This is a genomic window from Pseudodonghicola sp., assembly GCF_048268305.1.
Taxonomy (GTDB): Bacteria; Pseudomonadota; Alphaproteobacteria; order Rhodobacterales; family Rhodobacteraceae; genus Pseudodonghicola.
In genome coordinates this window covers 276,836-294,336 of the sequence record NZ_JBLWVT010000001.1, presented here as the reverse complement: position 1 = coordinate 294,336, position 17,501 = coordinate 276,836, and the positions used below count along the sequence as shown (strand labels likewise).

Annotated in this window: 19 protein-coding genes; 7 read left to right on the top strand and 12 right to left on the bottom strand. The window is 67.1% G+C overall.

Features of this window, described 5'->3' with window-relative positions; genetic code table 11:
* The first annotated feature begins 33 nt into the window (after positions 1 to 33).
* On the top strand, positions 34 to 456 hold the full coding sequence (locus ACN0V4_RS01465) for an acyl-CoA thioesterase (RefSeq protein ID WP_417672733.1): 423 nt from the start codon (positions 34 to 36) through the stop codon (positions 454 to 456).
* Here ACN0V4_RS01465 and ACN0V4_RS01460 read toward each other — a convergent pair.
* Both ACN0V4_RS01460 and mobA read right to left on the bottom strand, forming a co-directional pair.
* The gene (locus ACN0V4_RS01460; protein WP_417672732.1) at positions 453 to 1,277 is read right to left on the bottom strand and encodes a molybdopterin guanine dinucleotide synthesis; all 825 of its coding nucleotides are present in this window, start codon (positions 1,275 to 1,277) and stop codon (positions 453 to 455) included. The two genes, ACN0V4_RS01465 and ACN0V4_RS01460, sit on opposite strands and share 4 nt — an antisense overlap.
* A complete protein-coding gene (gene mobA / locus ACN0V4_RS01455; RefSeq protein ID WP_417672731.1) occupies positions 1,274 to 1,885 on the bottom strand; it encodes a molybdenum cofactor guanylyltransferase MobA in 612 nt (203 codons plus the stop codon). The genes ACN0V4_RS01460 and mobA overlap by 4 nt, the downstream gene beginning before the upstream one ends.
* Positions 1,886 to 2,043: 158 nt before the next feature.
* On the opposite strand from mobA, the gene ACN0V4_RS01450 reads away from it, so the two are divergent.
* Positions 2,044 to 2,760, top strand: a complete 717-nt coding sequence (locus ACN0V4_RS01450; protein ID WP_417672730.1) for an AzlC family ABC transporter permease — start codon at positions 2,044 to 2,046, stop codon at positions 2,758 to 2,760.
* Positions 2,757 to 3,131 carry an AzlD domain-containing protein gene (locus ACN0V4_RS01445; protein ID WP_417672729.1) on the top strand — a complete coding sequence of 125 codons (375 nt, stop codon included), beginning with the start codon at positions 2,757 to 2,759 and terminating at the stop codon, positions 3,129 to 3,131. Before ACN0V4_RS01450 ends, ACN0V4_RS01445 begins: the two co-directional genes overlap by 4 nt.
* A gap of 3 nt (positions 3,132 to 3,134) precedes the next feature.
* Here ACN0V4_RS01445 and ACN0V4_RS01440 read toward each other — a convergent pair whose 3' ends face one another.
* The 4 genes from ACN0V4_RS01440 to ACN0V4_RS01425 all read right to left on the bottom strand — a co-directional run bounded on the left by ACN0V4_RS01440 (position 3,135) and on the right by ACN0V4_RS01425 (position 6,852).
* A complete protein-coding gene (locus ACN0V4_RS01440) occupies positions 3,135 to 3,782 on the bottom strand; it encodes a hypothetical protein (protein WP_417672728.1) in 648 nt (215 codons plus the stop codon).
* Between the two features lie 88 nt (positions 3,783 to 3,870).
* Positions 3,871 to 4,005 (bottom strand): aa3-type cytochrome c oxidase subunit IV, encoded by a 135-nt coding sequence (locus ACN0V4_RS01435; protein ID WP_417672727.1) that lies wholly within the window; start codon positions 4,003 to 4,005, stop codon positions 3,871 to 3,873.
* Positions 4,006 to 4,085: 80 nt separating this feature from the next.
* Positions 4,086 to 5,132 (bottom strand): MBL fold metallo-hydrolase, encoded by a 1,047-nt coding sequence (locus tag ACN0V4_RS01430; RefSeq protein ID WP_417672726.1) that lies wholly within the window; start codon positions 5,130 to 5,132, stop codon positions 4,086 to 4,088.
* A 4-nt stretch (positions 5,133 to 5,136) separates the two neighbouring features.
* Positions 5,137 to 6,852 (bottom strand): acyl-CoA dehydrogenase, encoded by a 1,716-nt coding sequence (locus tag ACN0V4_RS01425; protein ID WP_417672725.1) that lies wholly within the window; start codon positions 6,850 to 6,852, stop codon positions 5,137 to 5,139.
* A 132-nt stretch (positions 6,853 to 6,984) separates the two neighbouring features.
* Between ACN0V4_RS01425 and ACN0V4_RS01420 the strand changes: the two genes are divergently transcribed.
* Together ACN0V4_RS01420 and ACN0V4_RS01415 are read left to right on the top strand one after the other, a co-directional pair.
* The gene (locus ACN0V4_RS01420) at positions 6,985 to 7,935 is read left to right on the top strand and encodes an L-threonylcarbamoyladenylate synthase (RefSeq protein ID WP_417672724.1); all 951 of its coding nucleotides are present in this window, start codon (positions 6,985 to 6,987) and stop codon (positions 7,933 to 7,935) included.
* A gap of 220 nt (positions 7,936 to 8,155) precedes the next feature.
* Positions 8,156 to 8,752, top strand: coding sequence for a TetR/AcrR family transcriptional regulator (locus ACN0V4_RS01415; protein ID WP_417672723.1), 597 nt, complete (start codon positions 8,156 to 8,158; stop codon positions 8,750 to 8,752).
* Between the two features lie 17 nt (positions 8,753 to 8,769).
* On the opposite strand, the gene ACN0V4_RS01410 is transcribed toward ACN0V4_RS01415, so the two are convergent.
* Positions 8,770 to 9,327: a YqgE/AlgH family protein gene (locus ACN0V4_RS01410; RefSeq protein ID WP_417673061.1), complete on the bottom strand. Its 558-nt coding sequence runs from the start codon at positions 9,325 to 9,327 to the stop codon at positions 8,770 to 8,772.
* A 175-nt stretch (positions 9,328 to 9,502) separates the two neighbouring features.
* Between ACN0V4_RS01410 and ACN0V4_RS01405 the strand changes: the two genes are divergently transcribed.
* Both ACN0V4_RS01405 and ACN0V4_RS01400 read left to right on the top strand, forming a co-directional pair.
* Positions 9,503 to 10,339 carry a protein-disulfide reductase DsbD domain-containing protein gene (locus ACN0V4_RS01405; RefSeq protein ID WP_417672722.1) on the top strand — a complete coding sequence of 279 codons (837 nt, stop codon included), beginning with the start codon at positions 9,503 to 9,505 and terminating at the stop codon, positions 10,337 to 10,339.
* Positions 10,340 to 10,343: 4 nt separating this feature from the next.
* Positions 10,344 to 10,766, top strand: coding sequence for an NUDIX hydrolase (locus ACN0V4_RS01400; RefSeq protein ID WP_417672721.1), 423 nt, complete (start codon positions 10,344 to 10,346; stop codon positions 10,764 to 10,766).
* Here the strand turns inward: ACN0V4_RS01400 and ACN0V4_RS01395 are convergent.
* The 5 genes from ACN0V4_RS01395 to ACN0V4_RS01375 form a co-directional block, all read right to left on the bottom strand.
* Positions 10,757 to 14,158 carry an efflux RND transporter permease subunit gene (locus ACN0V4_RS01395; RefSeq protein ID WP_417672720.1) on the bottom strand — a complete coding sequence of 1,134 codons (3,402 nt, stop codon included), beginning with the start codon at positions 14,156 to 14,158 and terminating at the stop codon, positions 10,757 to 10,759. The genes ACN0V4_RS01400 and ACN0V4_RS01395 overlap by 10 nt on opposite strands.
* Before the next feature lie 3 nt (positions 14,159 to 14,161).
* On the bottom strand, positions 14,162 to 15,625 hold the full coding sequence (locus tag ACN0V4_RS01390) for an efflux RND transporter periplasmic adaptor subunit (RefSeq protein ID WP_417672719.1): 1,464 nt from the start codon (positions 15,623 to 15,625) through the stop codon (positions 14,162 to 14,164).
* A 101-nt stretch (positions 15,626 to 15,726) separates the two neighbouring features.
* Positions 15,727 to 16,269 carry a molybdenum cofactor biosynthesis protein B gene (gene moaB, locus ACN0V4_RS01385; RefSeq protein ID WP_417673060.1) on the bottom strand — a complete coding sequence of 181 codons (543 nt, stop codon included), beginning with the start codon at positions 16,267 to 16,269 and terminating at the stop codon, positions 15,727 to 15,729.
* A 6-nt stretch (positions 16,270 to 16,275) separates the two neighbouring features.
* The gene (locus tag ACN0V4_RS01380; RefSeq protein ID WP_417672718.1) at positions 16,276 to 16,899 is read right to left on the bottom strand and encodes a LysE family translocator; all 624 of its coding nucleotides are present in this window, start codon (positions 16,897 to 16,899) and stop codon (positions 16,276 to 16,278) included.
* Positions 16,896 to 17,495 carry a metallophosphoesterase family protein gene (locus ACN0V4_RS01375; protein ID WP_417672717.1) on the bottom strand — a complete coding sequence of 200 codons (600 nt, stop codon included), beginning with the start codon at positions 17,493 to 17,495 and terminating at the stop codon, positions 16,896 to 16,898. The genes ACN0V4_RS01380 and ACN0V4_RS01375 overlap by 4 nt, the downstream gene beginning before the upstream one ends.
* Positions 17,496 to 17,501 lie beyond the last annotated feature (6 nt).

Sequence of the window (17,501 nt, the reverse complement as noted above, 5' to 3'; positions counted from 1 at the left end):
CGCGGGCCAGACCGACCACGAAGGAATGACGCCATGTCCAGCCCCGATTACGCGATGGATATCCAGATCAGCTTCGGCCACTGCGACCCGGCGGGGATCGTGTTCTATCCGAATTTCTTCCGCTGGTTCGACCAGTGCTTTCACAACTTCCTGCGCCAGCGCGCCGGCAGCCATGCCGATCTGTGCAAACGCCTTGACGCGCAGGGGCTGGGGCTGATGGACGCAAAAGCGAAGTTCCTGTCGCCGGCGACCGACGGCGACGTGATGACGCTGGAGCTGCGCTTTGTCGAATGGGGCGAGAGATCCTTTACCCTCGACTATCACGGCCGGATCGGCGACCGGACCGTCGTGCGCGGCACCGAGCTGCGCGGCATGTTCGTCCAGCGCGACGGGCGGATGCGCGCGGGCGAGATGGCGCCGCTGCAGGCGGCGCTGTCGCTTGCAGAGTCGGCCTAAGGTCGCGCGTCAGGGTCGAGCCCGAGGATCCACCCTTCTTCCGGCGCCGCGACGCTGAGCAGGCGATCAAGCTCGGCCTCCGGCCGGGCGGACAGGTCGTTGGCCACCTCGCGCACCTGCCAGGCGTCCTTGATGATCCCCGCCGGCGCGGCCCCGAGCGTCAGCGACGGCCAGATTTCCACCAGCGCGATCGGCCTGTCCAGCGCTTCGAACGGCCAGGCGGAGATTAGGCCGGCAAAGCGGCGGCGCAGTCGCGCCAGCACCGGCAGGCCCATCATCACCTGACCACCCACCGCCCCGGCACCGGCCATCTGCCAGCAGGGGAAGCTGCCCCTCGCCAGCATTTCGGCCCGGCGCCGGTCGGCAAAGGGGTTGGCATAGTCGCGCTTGGTACGCGGCAGGCCGGCGATATCGCGCTTCAGCCCATTGGCCCAGAACGGCCCGCGCCCCCCGAAGCGCCGGTTGATCTCTCCGGCCAGATCAAAGCGATTGTTGGCCTTGGGCGCATCCTCCACCCGGTCCGCGAACCAGTCCCAAAGCATCAGCGGATCGGCCCGCCCGGTCAGCGCCGCGGCAAAGCCCCGCGGATAGCCGAAGGGAAAGTCGAAGCCGATCATCGCCCGGCGGCCCGCCGTCAGCTCGCCTTCGATGAAAGCGCTCAACCACGCTTCGGCCAATTGCCGGTTGCGGAAATAGCGCGGCTCCGCCGCCACCTCTCTCCGACGGGCCACGGCAATCCAGATCGCATCCTTGCAAGGGGTCGGGCCGCGATCGTTGCCACCCGACCAATCGACCATGGCGAAGCTGTCGAAACCGCTCACCCCGCCAACATCGTCTCGGCCCGGGCCAGATCGTCAGGCGTGTTGATGTTGAAGAAGGGGTCGAGTCCCGGGGCCGGAAACTCCGCCACCTGCGCGCCCTGCTCCTCTGCCCAGACGCGAACCTTGCGGGTTCCGGCCGCCAGCGCCTGGCGCAACCCGTCACGCAGGGCAACCGGCCAAAGGCCGAAGGTGGGCTGCAGATGAAGCCCCTCGGGCCCGCGCGAGGCGGCCAGCGCCAGCGGCACCGCCATCCCTTCCGCCGCCCACAGAAGCCGCGGCACCAGATCGCCCGGAAAGAACGGCGTGTCGGCCGCCACGGTGACGATACTGTCGCCCCCCTGCGCCGCCGCCCAGTCGAGCCCGGCCAACACCCCCGCCAGGGGCCCTGGATGACCCGCCACCGGATCGGCAAGCACGGGCAGGCCAAACCCCGCGAAGCGCGCCGGATCGCCGTTGGCATTGAGCGCCAGCGCCGCCACCTGCGGGTCGATGCGCGCAATCACATGCGACAAAAGCGGCCGGCCCCCGAGCGGCAGCAGGGTCTTGTCGCCGCCCCCCATCCGACCGGAGAGCCCCCCTGCCAGGATCACCCCAAAGGGCTGTTGCATCCGCACCTCCATCGCCATGGGCACCCGGAAATTCGAATTTCCGGACAATTTTCTGGGTCAGAAAATTGCGGCGCCGCCTGTTTCGGGCCCCGGACCCCGAAGCAATTGCATCGCTCGCCAATCGTCTGTAGGCCGGAACCATAACGCAAGGACCGCTCATGTCATCCCCCGCCGCAACCGCATATTTCTGGAAGGGTTTTCGTGATGGCACGCCCTTCATCTTCGTCTCGGGCCCCTTCGGCCTGCTGTTCGGCGTGCTCGCCGCCGAGGCCGGGCTGAAGCTGGTCGAGACCATGACGCTGACCGCGACGGTCTTTGCCGGGGCGGCGCAATTCACCGCGCTGCAACTGATGAAGGTCGACACCCCCACGCTGATCGTCATCGCCTCGGCGCTGGCGGTGAACCTCAGGATGGCGATGTATTCGGCCTCGCTCACCCCGTTCATGGGGGCGGCCCCGCTGTGGCAGCGGGCGCTCGCCGCCTATCTGATGGTGGATCAGTCCTATGCGCTCTCCATCGTCAAGTTCGAGACCGAACCGAAGCTGACGGTGCCGCAGCGGATGGGCTATTTCTTCGGTTCGGTCGCCCCGGTGGCGGTGGCCTGGAACCTGATGACGCTGCTCGGCGCGCAGGTGGGTGGGCGCATTCCGGACAGCTTCGCACTGGATTTTGCGATGCCGATCGCCTTTCTCGCCATGGTCACGCCGATGCTGCGCACCCCGGCGCATCTGGTGGCCGCCGGCGTGTCGATCGCCATCGCGCTCTTGGCCGCGGGCCTGCCCTATAACCTGGGGCTGATCGTCGCCGGTGTCACCGCGATGGTGGCTGGCGCCCGGACCGAGCTGATGCTGCGCCGCCGGGGGCTGTGGGCATGAGCCTGGATCAGACCGCCCAGATCGCGGCCGAGACTGCGACCACCGGGATCGCGCCGCTCACCATCTGGTCGGTGACCATCGCCCTGGCGATCGGCAGCTTCCTGCTGCGGTTCGTCTTCATCGGGTTCATCGGCGACCGGCCGCTGCCGGAATGGCTGCTGCGCCACCTGCGCTATACCGCCGTGGCAGTGCTGCCGGCGCTGGTCGCGCCGCTGGTGGTCTGGCCGCCGGCAACCGGCGGGCAACCGGATCTGGCGCGGCTGGCGGCGGCAGCGATCACCATCGTGGTCGGCTGGTCCACCCGCAACGTGCTGATCGCGATCTTCGTGGGGGCAGCAACGCTCTATGCGCTGCTCTATCTGCTGGGCTGAGGCCTATTCCGCCGCCGGCACCAGCGTCCCGGCCTTGGCCTCTGCGGTCAGCAGGGCGTTGTTCTTCGCCAGCCCCGCCTGCAGATCGCCACTGTCGTTCTCATAAAGCTCTTCCGTCTTCACCCCTGGAAGCTGGCCGAACTGCTGCTCCAGCTTGGTCGGATAGAAGGTGGTCCGAATCCCCTCGAACCCCGGGATCTGCTGCAGCAGGCTCGAGGTCGCGTTGGCGCAGAAGGCCTGCGACACCGGCCCGGCCTTCAGCGCCAGACGAAAGGCGATTTCGGCCTGCATCGGGCTGACCTCGATGGTCTGGACCACCACATGGTGAGTGCTGCGCGCATGCGAGGAGCGATAGGCGCGTTCCACCGCTGGGGTGATGCCGAACAGCACATCGTTCCGCTCGGGCACCACATCGGCATAGAAGGATCCCGCCGGATCGAAGATCACCCGCTCCGAGGCGTTGATCATCAACGAACTGTGGCCACCCGCGCCGGTGCGATTGTTCACCATCGTGTAGAGCGTCAGCGTCTTCGGCCCCTCGTCCCGATAAGAGACAGCGGCAACGGTGGCATCATCGGCATAGGGGCGCTTATGGGCAACACAGCCGGCAACCGCCAGCAGCGTGACGGAGAGAAGGGCAGCACGAAACACGGGAAATCCGGGCTCCTGAAATTGCGAAAACAAAAATCATCCCGATCCGATGACGGATCGGGACATCGGATCAGTCAGGTGCGGCGGATCAGGTCAGGAACACCGCCATGAAAACCGCCAGAACCGCCAGGAAGACGACGGCCCAAGTCACGAACTTGATGAAACCCTCGTAGGTTTTGGTCTGTTCGGTGATGTTCATCGCGCCATGCTTGAAGTCAGCCATGGGAAAATCCATCCTATCAGAAAGTCATCGGTTGCCACATGAATACCGAATTCGGCTCCATCTGTCACCCGTTTCCGACCTCAGACAAGCGCTTGATAGACCCAGGCGCCATCGTCTCGCCGGCTGCGGCTCACCTGGCCGGAAAGGTAGAGATGATTGACGTGCGAGACCGCCTCGACCAGCGCCAGCCCGTATTCGCCAGGGCCGATGGTGCGTTTGAACAGCGGCGGGAAACACTCGGCGGCGCTATGCGGTTGCTCCAGATGCTTCAGCAGCCGCTTCAGCGCGCTGTGGTGATTCTGAATCAGTTGCGCCATCCTGAGCGGCAATCCGACGAAGGGCATCTTGTGGCCGCCAAGCGCCAGTTGCCCGGGTCGGGCCAGCACCGACAGGTGTTCGCAGGCGGCCAGCCATTCGGCCAGCGGATCGGCCAGGGGTTCCGTCGCGTGAACCCCGATATTGGGGCTGATTGACGACAGGATCTGATCGCCGGTCAGCACCAGATCGTCGTCGAGGCTCCAGAAGGTCGCATGTTCCGGCGCGTGGCCATCGCCCATATGGACCGCCCAGCGCCGCCCGCCCATGCGAATGGTGTCACCTTCCTTTACCCGGGTATAGCCCAGCGGCAGCGGCGCCACCACATTGGCGAAGTTGAAGGGCCGTTCCGCCTTGCGCTGCGCCAGCAGCTCGGGATCCATGCCGGCGCTGCGATAATAGGCCTCGGTCTCCGGCGGCATGACCTCCTGCACGTCGAGCGTCAGCATGCGCGCGAACAGCCAGGAGGTGCGCGAGGTCACCAGTTCGGCGCCGAAGTCGGTCTGGAACCAGCCGGCAAGGCCGATGTGATCAGGGTGGTGATGGGTCGCCACCACCCGCCGCACCGGCTTGCCCTTGAGCGGACCGGCCAGAAGGCCGGCCCAGATGTCGCGAGTCTTGCGGGTGTCGAACCCGGTGTCGACCAGCGTCCAGCCGTCGCCGTCATCCAGCGCATAGACATTGACGTGATCGAGCTTCATCGGCAGCGGCAGCCGCAGCCAGAGCACCCCTTCGGCGACCTCGATCGCCTCGCCCGTCTCGGGCGGGTTGTCCCAGGGGAAGCTCAAGGTGCGCGGCGGCTGCGCGTCCATCGCCTCAGCCCCGCTCGAAGTCTTCGACGCTCAGCGCATAGAGACCTTCCGCCCCCGCCTGGGCATGGGTCAGCAGGGCGGCGTGTTCCGGCAGCATGCGCTGGATATAGAACTCGGCCAGCTTGGCGCGCGGACCCTCCGGTTCGGCCAGGGCGGCGACCAGGTGGTAATGGCCGCCCAGCACCCGGGCAAAGCCCTTGAGATAGGGCACGGCACCGGCGAAGCGGGTGTTCATGTCCTTCTGCGCCACCAGCCATTCAGTGGTTTCGCGCAGTGTCTCGGCCGATTGCCAGACGGCCTCGGCCAGCGCCGGCTTGGTGCCGCGTGCCCGTTCGGCCTGATCCTGGATTTCGTCCAGCAGGCGGAAGGCGGCCTCGCCCCCGTCCATCATCTTGCGGGCGACAAGGTCCATCGCCTGAATGCCGTTGGTGCCCTCGTAGATCGCGGTGACGCGGACGTCGCGGTAATATTGCGCGGCGCCGGTTTCCTCGATGAAGCCCATGCCGCCGTGCACCTGCACCCCGGTCTGGGAGACGGAGATGCCGGTATCGGTGCCAAAGGCCTTGGCGATCGGCGTCAACAGCGCGGCGCGGGCGGCCCACTCGGGCTCGGCCGTGGCGGTTTGCATGTCGATGGCCACCGCACAGGACAGCAGGATGGCGCGGGCGGCGAAGACCTCGGCCTTCATCTCGAGAAGCATCCGGCGAACATCGGCGTGATCAACGATCATGCCCGAGCCTTCGACCGGGGTCTTGCCCTGCTTGCGCGCCAGCGCATAGGCCACCGCATGCTGATAGGCGCCTTCCGCCGCGCCAACGCCCTGACCGCCGACGCCGAGACGAGCGTTGTTCATCATGGTGAACATCGCCGCCATGCCGCCATGCTCGGGGCCGACCAGCCAGCCGGTGGCACCATCGTAATGCATCACGCAGGTGGGCGAGCCGTGCAGGCCCATCTTGTGTTCCAGGCTGACCACCTTCAGGCTGTTGGCCTTGCCGGGATTTCCGTTTTCGTCCGGCAGGAACTTCGGCACCAGGAACAGCGAAATCCCCTTGGTGCCCGGCACCCCGTCAGGCAGCCGCGCCAGCACCAGGTGGCAGATGTTCTCGGTGATGTCGTTGTCACCCCAGGAGATGAAGATCTTCTGCCCCGAGATCGCGAAGGAGCCATCACCGTTCGGCACCGCCTTGGAGGTCAACGCACCGACATCCGAGCCAGCCTGCGGTTCGGTCAGGTTCATGGTGCCCGACCATTCGCCGCTGATCAGCTTCGGCAGATACAGCTCCTTGATCGCGTCGGAGCCGTGATGCGCCAGCGCCTCGATCTGGCCCTGGCTCATCAGCGGGGCGAGTTGCAACGCCAGGCAGGCGGCGCTCATCATCTCGTTGACGCTGGTGGTCAGGGTCATCGGCAGCCCCATGCCGCCGAACTCCTGCGGCGCGCTCATGCCGATCCAGCCGCCCTCGGCGATCGCCTTGAAGCCGTCGGAAAAGCCGGGGCTGGTGCGCACCACGCCGTTTTCCAGCTTGGCCGGATAGAGATCGCCATTGCGATTGACCGGCGCCATCACCTCCTCGCACATCTTGCCGGCTTCCGACAGGATCGCGGTCACCACATCGTTATCGGCTTCCGAGAACAGATCGGTCGCGGCGATCTGGTCGTATCCAATCACATTGCGAAGAAGAAATTCATAGTCTGAAACAGGCGCACGGTAAGGCATTTGCGTCCTCTTGTCTGCGCGGGGCCTTGGCTTGGCGGGCTTGGCTTCCACCGGCGGCACCGCTATGGCTCAACCTGCGAAGATACCTAACCACCCCCCACTTGCAAGCAACCGAAACGCGGCGTCATAGCCATGCCTGAAAAAGAAACCCTGCGCCTGACCCCGAGTGCCGACGATCTGGAGCGCGCGGCGGCGCTGCTGCGCGCCGGCGAACTGGTCGCCTTCCCGACCGAGACCGTCTATGGGCTGGGCGCGGATGCCTGCAACGGCCAGGCGGTGGCGGGCATCTATGCCGCCAAGGGCCGGCCCAGCTTCAACCCGCTGATCGCGCATTTTCCCGATGCCGAGACCGCACAGGCCTATGTCGAATGGTCCGATCTGGCCGAGCGGCTGGCGACGGCCTTCTGGCCCGGGCCGCTGACGCTGGTGCTGCCGTTAAAGCCCGGCCACGGAATTTCCGAACTGACCACCGCCGGTCTCGATACGCTCGGAGTAAGGGTGCCGGCGCATCCGACCGCCCAGCGGTTGCTGCGCGCCTTCGGCGGGCCGGTGGCTGCGCCCTCGGCCAACCCCTCGGGGCGGATCAGCCCGACGACGGCCGATCACGTGCTGGCCGGCCTTGCGGGCAGGATCGCCGCGGTGGTCGATGACGGCCCTTGCCCGGTGGGGGTGGAATCCACCATCCTCGGGCTGGTCGGCGCGCCGGTGCTGCTGCGCCCCGGCGGCGTCGCGGCCGAGGCGATCGAGGCGCTGCTGGGCGCCCCGCTGCCCCGCCGGTCAGGCGAGGCGGCGATCAACGCCCCAGGACAGCTCCGGTCGCATTACGCGCCGAGGGCCAGCGTGCGGCTGAACGCCGAGACGCCGGAACCCGGCGAGCTGTTCCTCGGCTTCGGCCCCCGCGACGGTGAGCTGAACCTGTCGCCCTCCGGCGATCTGGCCGAAGCGGCCGCTAATCTCTTCGGCTATTTGCACGCGCTCGATGCCCGTGGCGCCCCGATCGCGGTGGCGCCGGTGCCGGACCGGGGACTCGGCGCCGCAATCAATGACCGGCTGCGTCGCGCCGCCGCGCCGCGCGAGTCCTGAGTGACCCGTTCCGGGGCAAGCTGCCGCGAGATGGACGCTGCCCCGGGGTCAGATCAAGAAAATCGCATATTTCCAGACCTCGAGCCGGATCACGGGCTGGACCTGAGCCTTCATGTCACACAGAGTCGGTTTCCAGGCGCGCCGGGCGCAGCGCCCCGGTCCCGAACGGAAGAGACGGCGGCACCGTGACAACAGCTGGAACGAGAGGGGGGCGAGCGCGATGGCGCGCTACAGCAAGAGCCACAAAGAGGAAACCAAACGGAACATCCTGATCCATGCGGCGCGGCGATTTCGACAAGACGGGCTGGCCGCTGTCGGGTTGCGATCGCTGATGACCGATGCCGGGCTGACTCACGGCGGCTTTTACGCCCATTTCCCCGCCCGCGACGCGCTGGTCATCGAGGCCCTGGACACCGCGCTGGATGAAATATCCGGCCTGCTCAGCCGCGCCGCCACGGAGGGCGGGCTGACCGGGCTGATCCGCGCCTATCTCGATCCGCATCTGCGCGATCATCCGGGGCTTGGCTGTGCCGCGGCGAGCCTCGCCCCCGAGATCGCCCGCGAAGCCCCGACGACCCAGAGCCGCTTTGCTGCAGCCGTCAGCGCCACGGCGCGTCTGATCTCGGACCACCTGCCCCCCGGCGGAGGCGAGTGCGACCGGCTGGCGCGCGGCCGGGCGATCTTCGCGATGATGATGGGCAGCATGCAACTGTCCCGGACCGAACCCGATCCGGCCACCTCGAACGCGATCCTGCAGACGGCACGCGATGGCGCCCTGGCCCTGGCGCATCTGCCCTGGCCAGAACGAATCAACTGAGGCAGGCCGCCGCGGGATCAGGCCCGACCGGCACTGGCCGACAGCGTCAGTGGATCGACCCCCAGCGTGCGCAGAGCACCGCCCCATTTGGCAGCATCGGCCAGATCGAAAACCAGCGCCGGATCGGCCTCGGTCGTCAACCAGGCGTTCAGCGCGATCTCATTTTCCAACTGACCGGCCCCCCAGCCGGCATAGCCCAACATCAAAAGCGCCCGGCGCGGTCCCTCTCCACCCGCGATATCCTCAAGCACGTCCATCGTCGCGGTCATCCGGAAATCATCCGAGATCTTCATCGAATGCAGGTTGGATTGATAATCGGACGAATGCAGCACAAAGCCACGCGCGGTTTCCACCGGGCCGCCGAAATGCACCGGCATCCGGCCACACCCCGGCGTCTCGGCGGTGATCTTGAGCTGCTCCAGCAGGTCGGCCAGCATGAGGTCGGGAGCGAGCTTGTTGATGATCAGCCCCATCGCCCCCTCTTCGCCGTGGCTGCACATAAAGACCACGGACCGATCAAATCGCGGGTCGCCCATTCCGGGCATGGCGATCAGAAGTTTACCGGTCAGGTTCATCGCGGTGCGATCCATAGATGATCAAATCCTTGCCACAATAACATGGCGCGCCGACCGGGCCGGCGCAAGTCCACTGCGTCACAGCTTCGTGACCAGGGCGAAAACGCCGCGGGAATCGCAAGATAGTGAGCCGGCCCGGCTTGGAATTCGCGGCGGCGCAGGCCATTTAGCAGGTATGTTCCAACGTGCACTCCTTCTGCCGGCGGCCTGTACCGCCTGTCTTGTCGCTCTGCTCGCCAGCGTCACCCCTCCGGCGGCGGCGGCCGAGGCCGCCTCGTTGAACGATCTGGTCCGGATCGAGGTTCTTGACGGCGGGCCGACCAAACGCGGCACCTATCTGGCGGCGCTGCGGCTAACGCTGTCGGATGGCTGGAAGACCTATTGGCGCGCCCCCGGCGAGGCAGGCATTCCGCCCAGCTTCGACTGGAAGGGGTCGCGCAACCTGGGCGATGTCGAGATCACCTGGCCGGCACCGGAGGTCTTCGAGGCCAACGGGCTCAGAACCATTGGCTACACGCATCAGCTCGTCTTGCCGGTCGAGGTGACCCCGGCGAAACCCGACCAGCCGGTGCGGTTGAAAGGCACCATGGAATTCGGCCTGTGCAGCGATGTCTGCATCCCCGGGGCGCTGGACTTCGACCATCAGATCGACGCCAAGGCGGGCCGCAACCCGGCGATCGCCGCGGCGCTGGCCGCACGGCCCTATTCCGCCCGGGAGGCGGGGGTTCAGGCCGCCACCTGCCGGTTGTCGCCCGGCAGCGACGGGCTGAAGGTCGAGGCGCGGATCACCATGCCCTCGGCCGGCGGAACCGAGATCGCGGTGATCGAATCCGGCGCCCCCGGCATCTGGGCGACCGAGACCGAGACCCACCGCCAGGGCGATACGCTGATCGCCTCGAGTGAATTGATGAGCGACAGCGGCGGCGCCTTCGCGCTGAACCGCTCGACGCTGCGGATCACCGTGCTCGGGGCCAAGCATTCGGTCGACATCCGCGGCTGTGACGCGGGCTGAGGCGATGCAGGCAACCCCCAAGCTTGGCGCCATCGCCGTGGTTGTGCGCGACGGCCAGGTGCTGCTCGCCCGACGCAAGAAAACCCCCGACGCCGGGCTCTGGGGCTTTCCCGGCGGCCATGTCGAAGCGGGCGAAACGGCGCTGGAGGCCGCACGGCGTGAGCTTCTGGAAGAAACCGGCCTGTCAGCGCGGGCGGTCGATTATCTGACCTGCATCGACGTGATCCGCAAGGATGCCGAGGGCCGCGTGCTGGTGCATTTCCTCCTGGCCGCCGTCCTCTGTGTCGAGGCCGATGGCAAGCTAGAGGCTGCCGACGACGTGTCGGAAGCCGCCTGGTTCCCCTGCGATCAGGTGCGCGCCGGCGAACTGGAGATGTCCGCCCAGGTCGCCGAGGTGATGGAGCTGGCGATCCTCCGTCAGGGCTGAGCCCGGCGCGCAGCGCGCCCATAGGCGAGCCCCGCCACCAGATTGGCCAGCCCCAGAATCACCAGCGCCCCAACCACGAAGACCAGCAACGCCCCCAGCATCGGATCCGCGGCCCCGAGCCGCGGCAGGGCGCGCGCCAGCGGCCCGGGCAGCGCCCCCTCGACCAGCACCCAGCCCATGGTCGCCGCCAACCAGAGCGCCATCGCCGCCGCGGTGCCGGCCACCGCCCCCTTCACCGCCCGGTTCGGGCTGAAGACCGAACGGCGCAGCGCCGTCAGCGGACGGGAGATATCCTGCTGGATCGCCATCAGCGCTGGCACCACCAGCAGCACCAGCACCATGCCGAAGCCCAGCCCGTAGACCAGGGTGATCACCGTCGGCTTGAGAAACTGCGCCTGCTGCGAGGATTCGTAAAGCAGCGGCGCCATGCCCAGCACCGTGGTCAGCGTGGTCAGCAGTACCGGCCGCAGCCGGTCGGCAGTGCCGTCGATGATCGAGGGAATCAGCCCGCGGTCACGGGCATATTCGTCGATGGTCGACACCAGGACGATGGAATCGTTGATGATGATCCCGGTCATGCCCAGCAGCCCGACCACCGTGAACATCGCCATCGGCACACCCCAAAGGTAATGGCCCCAGATCGCCCCCACCATGCCGAAGGGGATCACCGCCATCACCACCAGCGGCCGCGTCCAGCTTGCGAAGATCCAGGCCAGCACCAGATAGATCCCCGTCAGGCAGAGGATCAGCCCCGAGCCGGCATCGCTGAGAAACTCGTTCTCCTGCTCGCTCAGCCCGGACAGCCGCCATTCCACCTGCCGCTCTTCGGCGATCTTCGGCAGGATCTCGTCGCGCAAGGCGCGCTGGATCTCGGCCGCCCGCGCCGGATCGTCTTCCGAGATGTCGCCGGTCACGCTGATCACCCTGAGCCCGTTCTCGCGCCGCACGGTGGAAAAGCCGGTGCGCTGCTTGACCGTCACGATGTCGGAAAGCGGCACATAGGCGCCCGTCGGCGTGCGCATCTGCATGCGGTCCAGGAAATCGGCGCTCAGCTCGGCATCGGGCAGTTCGACCTGGATGGTGGCACTGCGTGGCCCGTCGGGATAGGTCGCGGCCTCGATCCCGTTCAGCCGGTGGCGCAGGACGCTGCTCAGCCCCTCCATGGTGAAGCCCAGCGCCTGCCCCTGCGCGGTGAGATCGAGAACCAGCTCCTCCTTGTCATAGGCAAGGTTGTCCTCGACCGCCGACACCTCGGGATAGCGCAGCACGGCGGCCTGCAGATCCTGGCTCGCCGCCTTCAGCGTATCGACATCGGCACCATAGAACTGCACGTCGAGCGCATCGCCCCCCGGCCCCGACCGCCAGCCGCGGAAGCTGAGCAGTTCGGTCATCGGATGGCGGCGCACCGCGTCCTGCAGATCTGCGACGAAGGCGAAGCTGGAATAGGGGCGCAGATCGGCGTCGATCAGTTCGATGCTGATGCCGCCCAGCAGATCGGTGTCCTTGGTATCGGCCCCCTCGGGCGCCCGGCCGGCGCTGCCGCCGATCTCGGCCATGACGAACTTCAGCGGATTGACACCATAGCGCGCTTCATAGTCCTTGCTGACCGCTTCGGTGGCGCGCTGCAGCTCCTGCATCATCGCCAGCGTATCGGCCCGGCTGGCGCCTTCGGACATGATGAAGTTGCCGGTGACCGATCCCTGTTCCGGCGCGTTGAAAAACCGCCACTTGACCTCGCCACGCAGGAACAGCGCCGCCTGGCTCGCCAGCAGCAGCACGGCGCCGGCAAGCACGACATAGCGGCCGCGCACCACCAGCGCGATGAACTGGCGGAACAGGTGATCGCGCAGCCAGCGAAAGCCGCGGTTCACCACGCGACTGGGGATGTCATACCAATGTTCTTTCTCGGAATGCGCCAGCGCGTGGCTCATGTGATTGGGCAGGATCAGGAAGCATTCGACCAGCGAGGCCAGCAGCACCACGATCACGGTAAAGGGGATGTCCTTGATCATGTCGCCGAAGCGGCCGCCGATCGCCTCCAACCCGAAGAAGGCGATCACCGTCGTCGCGGTCGAGGCGAAGACCGGCATCGCCATGTGACGCGCGGCATTCTCGGCCGCCTGCACCGGATGTTCCTTCAGATGGCGGGCGCGGAAATCGGCGTGTTCCCCCACCACGATGGCATCATCCACCACGATGCCGAGCGTGATGATCAGGCCGAACAGGCTGATCATGTTGATGGTGATGCCGAAGGTGTACATCAGCGCGATCGCCGCGAACATCGACGCCGGGATGCCGGCGGCCACCCAGAAGGCGGTGCGCGCGTTCAGGAACAGGAACAGCAGCACCACCACCAGCACCAGCCCCATCAGCCCGTTGTCGACCAGGATATCCAGCCGGTCGGTGATCGCCTCGGCCCGGGTGCGGATGAGCTGCGCGCTCACCCCCTTGGGCAGGCTGAGCTGCATCTTGGCGACCACATCCTCGACCTGATGCTGGATCTTGATGGCATCACCGGCGTCCGAGCGATCAACCCGGATCGACATCGCCGAATGATCCCCCACGAAATAGGCGCGGGCGCGGTCGGTGCCCTGGACCCGGATTTGGGCAACATCGCCAATCGTCAACTTCGAGCCATCGTCGTTCGACCTGAGCACGACACTGGCCAACTGCTCGGCGCTGCGCTTCTCGGTGCCGGTGCGCACGCGGGCATTGGCGCCGGTGACATCGCCGGCCGGGTTGGTCGAGACCTCGGCCGCGATCACGGCGGCGATTTCCGCCATCGTCACGTCATGTTCGATCAGCGATCGCGATGGCACCTCGACGATCGTCTCGGGAGCGGCCACCCCGCGGATGGTGGTGCGGGTCACCCCGACCTCGAACAGCCGCGTCACCAGTTCGTCGGCGAATTGGCCAAGCTGCTCCGGCGCCACCGGACCGGCGATCACCACATCGGTCACCCGGTCACGCCAGACGCCACGGCGCACCAGCGGGTCCTCGGCCTCTTCGGGCAGGGTGGTGACGGCATCGACCGCCGCCTGCACGTCATCCTCGGCCCGGGCCATATCCCAGCCCGGCTCGAATTCAAGCGTGATGGTCGCCTTCCCCTCGCTGGAGACAGAGGCGGTGCTTTCCACCCCGTCGACCACCATCACGGCGGGCTCCAGCACCTGCACGATGGCGCTGTCCACATCCTCCGGCCCGGCGCCGTCCCAGACCACCTTCACGGTGACGGTATTGACCACCACATCGGGAAAGAACTGCGCCCGCATGTTGGGGATCGCGGCCGCGCCCAGCACCAGGAGGATCATCAGCAGCAGGTTCGCCGCCGTTCGGTGACGAGTGAAATAGCTGAGGATGCCACCGGCGCGGTCGGAAAGATCGCGGATCATGGCTTAGCCTCCGATGCGGGATTCAATGCGCTCGACCAGTTGGGCCGGCACCTTGGGCTCGCCAAGTTGCGCCAGCACCCGCTCGCGGACCTGATCGGGCATGGCGGTATTGGCCTCGACGAAGGCGCGCAGCTTCGCCCGCCGCTCGTCGCTCAGTTCCAGCAGCGCCGCGTCTTCTGGCCGGGCGTCGGCGCTCGCATCCTCGCGCAGCGGCCGGACCAGGATGCCCGGCCCCAACAGCGGCGTGCGGCCGATCACCACCTCGCGGCCAGCAAGCCCCTCGCCACGCAGCAGCACATCGTCGCCCTGACGGCGGACCAGTTCGACCGGCAGCGCCTCGAGCCGGTTGCCCTCGCCCAGCACCAACACGGTGCCGCCGGCATCAAGCGCCGAGGCCGGCAGCCGCGCGACATTGTCGATCGCCGGCTCCTGCACTCCGACGGTGACGAAATCACCGGGCTTGAACCCCGGCGCGGCGTCAAGCCGGGCATAGAGCAGGCGGCCGCTGACCCCCACGCCCGAGGCGGCGCTGTCGCGGCTGATCGTCCCCTTGGCGCTGAGCGCGGCACCGCTGACATCCAGCGTCACCGTCACCGGCGCCGAGATCAGCGAACCCTGATCGCTCAGCAGTCGCGCATATTGCGCGGTCGAGATGCGAAAGGCGACCTCAAGCGATCTGGGGTCGATCAGCTCGGCCAGTTTCTCGTTGGCCGCGACCAGCCGCCCTTCGACCAGGGTGACGCCGGACAGCGTGCCGGAAAACCTGGCGCGCAGCGTGGTATCGGCCAGATCACGCTCTGCCTCCTCCAGCGCCAGCCGGGACCGTGCGATCAGCGTCACCGCCTGATCCCCCCGCGCCTCGGCCTGAGCAACGGCGAGACGCAGCGACAGCACCGACTGCCGCGCGGCGGCGAGCGCCAGCTCGGCCTCCTCCTCGGCCGCGGCAGAGCCGACGCCGCGTTCCTTCAGGCCCTTCTGGCGTTCGAAGGCGCGCTGGCGCAGATCCTCCTGCGCCCGGGCCGCCTCAAGTTCATCCTTTGCCAGCGCCAGAGCGCGCGCGGCATCGCGTTGTTCGGCCTCGGCGTCCAGCAGGTCGCTTTTCACCCGGTCACGGGCGGATTCGGCATCGGCCGGGTCGATCCAGATCAGATCGTCCCCCTCGGAGACCACACCGCCTTCGACGAAATTCTCCGCCAGCCAGATCACCCGGCCACCAACGGCCGCGCGCAGCTCCAGCGTGCGGCGGCTTTCGACCTGGCCATAGGCCTCCAGCACCGGAGCGACGGTTTCCATCCGCGCCGGGCGAAGGTTGACGGCAAAGACCCTTTCGCGCGGCTGCGGCGGGCGCGGCGTGTCGGTCATCCGCGCCTCGATCGCGCCCATGACCAGTTGTCCGGCATAGATCAGCAAGGCGACGACGACCGAAGCCAGGAACAATCCCAGAAGGCTTTGCCGCAAGAACCGCATTCTTATCCCTTTCCGCGCAGCATGGCTGACGCACAAACTAATCCCGCCCTGCCAAATGCCAAGCGGCAGGGGGAACTTGCGGGGTTATACGCGCGGGATGATCATTTCCTTCGCTGATTTTCGGTCAGGCGCGGAAAAATCTCGACGAAGTTACAGGGGCGGTGACGATAATCGAGCTGATAGGAGAGAATCTCGTCCCAGGCATCTTTGCAGGCGCCCGGGCTCCCCGGCAGCGCGAAAAGATAGGTTCCCCCCGCGACGCCCCCCGTGGCCCGCGACTGCACGGCAGAGGTGCCGATCTTCTGCATCGAGACGATGGTGAAAACCGTGCCGAAGGCGTCGATCTCTTTCTCATAGACATCGCGATGCGCCTCGACCGTCACGTCGCGCCCGGTCAACCCGGTGCCGCCGGTCGAGATCACCACGTCGATCTCGGGATCGGCGATCCAGACCCTAAGCTGATCGGTGATCCGGTCGCGTTCGTCCGGCAGGATCTGCCGCGCGGCCAGCTTGTGGCCAGCCTGTTCGATTCGCTCGACCAGCACCTGCCCCGATTTGTCATCGGCAAAGGTCCGGGTATCGGAAACGGTCAGCACCGCGATGCGGACCGGAATGAAATCCTTGCTCTCGTCGATGCGATCCACCATGGCTCAGGCCCTTTCCAGAATGGCAAGCCGCAGCGCCAGCGCGGCGAAGATGGTTCCGCTGATCCGGCCCAGCCAGCGGCCGGCGGCCGCGGACCCGGCCAGCCAGCGGCCGGCGCCACCGGCAAAGATACCCACGGCGGAATTGACGATGAAGCCCCCCAGCCCCAGCACCGCGCCGAAGGCCAGGAACTGACCCAGCACCGATCCGGCCTCGGGGCGGACGAATTGCGGCACGAAGGCCAGCACGAAGAGGATCACCTTGGGATTGGTGAGATTGACCAGCAGCCCGGCGCGGAATGCCCTGAACGGCGAAAAGGCCGGCCGGTCCGACCGGGCGGCATGACCGCCACGAAATGCCCCCCAGGCGAGATAGAGCAGATAGCCCACCCCGACCCAGCGGATCACATCGAACAGCGCCGGCACCGCCGCCACCACCGCGCCGAGCCCCAGCCCCGCCAGCGCCACATGCACCATGCCGCCGACGGAAATCCCCGCGCTCGCCGCCACCGCCGCGCCACGACCCGAGCGCAGCCCCTGCCCCAGACAGAACATCATGTCGGCACCTGGGGTGACGTTCAGCGCCAAGGCGGCCGGCACGAAGGCCAGCAGGGTGACGGCGTCGATCATTCCCCGACCTCGAACCAAGTGCCGGTGGGGCCGAGGTTGACCACCTCGGTCCGGCCGATCAGGCCGCGTTCGCCCCAGCAATCGTGGATATGCCCGCAGAGCGCCAGGTGCGGCTGCAGCCGTTCGATCGCCGCGCGCACGGCGGTGGAGCCGACGGAAAGGCCCGAAGCGGTGCGATCCGCCACCCCCTTGGGCGGCGAATGGACCACCAGCACGTCAACGGCATCACAAGAGGCGAGCAGCGCCTCGGCGGCCTCCTCGGTCACGTCCCAGGACCAATCACCAAAGGGCGCCGGCGGCACCGCACCGCCCAGACCGAACAGCCGCAGCCCGCCGATCTCAAGCCCCTCGCCATGCAGAACGCGAACCTCCGCCGGCACGGCGGCGCGCAGCTCCTCGGCGCTTTCGTTGTTGCCGGGGACCAGCACCATCGGCGCGGCGATCCCCGACAGCAGCTCCATCGCCTGATCCAACCCTTCGCGCATGTTGCAGAAATCCCCCGCGCCGATCACCAGATCGGCGCCGGCGCTGGCCGCGACCAGGTCGGCGGCGGCGCGGCGGGCAAGGTGCAGGTCGGAAAAGGCAAGGATCTTCATGTCTTT

Bases quoted from the DNA above. Each gene is read 5' to 3' on its own strand.
- ACN0V4_RS01465 (WP_417672733.1), top strand. From the start codon at position 34: ATGTCCAGCCCCGATTACGCGATGGATATCCAGATCAGCTTCGGCCAC.
- ACN0V4_RS01435 (WP_417672727.1), bottom strand. From the start codon at position 4,005: ATGGCTGACTTCAAGCATGGCGCGATGAACATCACCGAACAGACCAAA.
- ACN0V4_RS01390 (WP_417672719.1), bottom strand. From the start codon at position 15,625: ATGCGGTTCTTGCGGCAAAGCCTTCTGGGATTGTTCCTGGCTTCGGTC.
- ACN0V4_RS01380 (WP_417672718.1), bottom strand. From the start codon at position 16,899: ATGATCGACGCCGTCACCCTGCTGGCCTTCGTGCCGGCCGCCTTGGCG.
- mobA (WP_417672731.1), bottom strand. From the start codon at position 1,885: ATGCAACAGCCCTTTGGGGTGATCCTGGCAGGGGGGCTCTCCGGTCGG.
- ACN0V4_RS01400 (WP_417672721.1), top strand. From the start codon at position 10,344: ATGCAGGCAACCCCCAAGCTTGGCGCCATCGCCGTGGTTGTGCGCGAC.
- ACN0V4_RS01415 (WP_417672723.1), top strand. From the start codon at position 8,156: ATGGCGCGCTACAGCAAGAGCCACAAAGAGGAAACCAAACGGAACATC.
- ACN0V4_RS01430 (WP_417672726.1), bottom strand. From the start codon at position 5,132: ATGGACGCGCAGCCGCCGCGCACCTTGAGCTTCCCCTGGGACAACCCG.
- ACN0V4_RS01405 (WP_417672722.1), top strand. From the start codon at position 9,503: ATGTTCCAACGTGCACTCCTTCTGCCGGCGGCCTGTACCGCCTGTCTT.
- ACN0V4_RS01450 (WP_417672730.1), top strand. From the start codon at position 2,044: ATGTCATCCCCCGCCGCAACCGCATATTTCTGGAAGGGTTTTCGTGAT.
- ACN0V4_RS01375 (WP_417672717.1), bottom strand. From the start codon at position 17,495: ATGAAGATCCTTGCCTTTTCCGACCTGCACCTTGCCCGCCGCGCCGCC.
- ACN0V4_RS01410 (WP_417673061.1), bottom strand. From the start codon at position 9,327: ATGAACCTGACCGGTAAACTTCTGATCGCCATGCCCGGAATGGGCGAC.
- ACN0V4_RS01420 (WP_417672724.1), top strand. From the start codon at position 6,985: ATGCCTGAAAAAGAAACCCTGCGCCTGACCCCGAGTGCCGACGATCTG.
- ACN0V4_RS01445 (WP_417672729.1), top strand. From the start codon at position 2,757: ATGAGCCTGGATCAGACCGCCCAGATCGCGGCCGAGACTGCGACCACC.
- ACN0V4_RS01395 (WP_417672720.1), bottom strand. From the start codon at position 14,158: ATGATCCGCGATCTTTCCGACCGCGCCGGTGGCATCCTCAGCTATTTC.
- ACN0V4_RS01425 (WP_417672725.1), bottom strand. From the start codon at position 6,852: ATGCCTTACCGTGCGCCTGTTTCAGACTATGAATTTCTTCTTCGCAAT.